Source organism: Exiguobacterium profundum (assembly GCF_042652865.1).
Lineage (GTDB): Bacteria > Bacillota > Bacilli > Exiguobacteriales > Exiguobacteriaceae > Exiguobacterium > Exiguobacterium profundum.
Window position 1 is genome coordinate 1 of sequence record NZ_JBHSHG010000009.1, and the last position, 899, is coordinate 899.

6 tRNA genes and 1 rRNA gene are annotated in these 899 nt (G+C 48.9%); all 7 read right to left on the bottom strand.

From position 1 onward, the window contains the following. Positions 1-85: 85 nt before the first annotated feature. A tRNA-Ala gene (locus ACFO4U_RS14675) sits at positions 86-161 on the bottom strand. Positions 162-175: 14 nt separating this feature from the next. After that, a tRNA-Pro gene (locus tag ACFO4U_RS14680) sits at positions 176-252 on the bottom strand. 8 nt (positions 253-260) lie between these two features. Then, positions 261-337, bottom strand: a tRNA-Arg gene (locus ACFO4U_RS14685). A gap of 31 nt (positions 338-368) precedes the next feature. Further along, positions 369-455: transfer RNA gene (locus ACFO4U_RS14690), tRNA-Leu, on the bottom strand. A 41-nt stretch (positions 456-496) separates the two neighbouring features. Beyond that, positions 497-572 (bottom strand) — tRNA-Thr (locus ACFO4U_RS14695). Positions 573-581: 9 nt separating this feature from the next. Beyond that, a tRNA-Val gene (locus ACFO4U_RS14700) sits at positions 582-657 on the bottom strand. Between the two features lie 8 nt (positions 658-665). Further along, positions 666-782: ribosomal RNA gene (gene rrf, locus ACFO4U_RS14705) — 5S ribosomal RNA — on the bottom strand. Positions 783-899 lie beyond the last annotated feature (117 nt).

An 899-nucleotide genomic window follows, 5' to 3' on the forward strand; every position in this document is an offset into this window, starting at 1 on the left:
GAAGCTTGCGCTTCATTCAAAAATGGTAAAACTTTTTTTGCCTCATCGTTCAGTTTTCAAAGTTCGTCTGTAAAAAAAATAAAAATGGTGGAGCCTAGCGGGATCGAACCGCTGACCTCCTGCGTGCAAGGCAGGCGCTCTCCCAGCTGAGCTAAGGCCCCAGTATAAGTGATGATGGTCGGGAAGACAGGATTCGAACCTGCGACCCCTTGGTCCCAAACCAAGTGCTCTACCAAGCTGAGCTACTTCCCGTCTAAAAATGGTGCACCCTGAGAGATTCGAACTCCCGGCCTTTAGATTCGTAGTCTAACGCTCTATCCAGCTGAGCTAAGGGTGCGAGACGAATAATCATCATGGGAAAATATTAATGGTACCGAGGGCCGGACTTGAACCGGCACGAGGAAACCCTCGCAGGATTTTAAGTCCTGTGCGTCTACCAATTCCGCCACCCCGGCAAGGTATAATTTCTAGCGGTAGACTTTTTAAAAAGATCAAATGGTGCCGGCGAAAGGATTCGAACCCTCGACCCTCTGATTACAAGTCAGATGCTCTACCAACTGAGCTACACCGGCAGGTGTAAATGGTGGAGGATGACGGGATCGAACCGCCGACCCCCTGCTTGTAAGGCAGGTGCTCTCCCAGCTGAGCTAATCCTCCAATATGTAGCCTGGCAACGTCCTATCCTCACAGGGGGAGATCCCCCAACTACTTTCGGCGCTGAGACGCTTAACTTCCGTGTTCGGCATGGGAACGGGTGTGGCCGTCTCGCTATCGCCACCAGACAAATATGATATTAACATTATTTTAACATAATGTCAACATGTTTTTTGAGATTGTTCTCTCAAAACTGAGGATTCATCAACACAAACCATTAGACTAGATCAAAGCCTCGACCGATT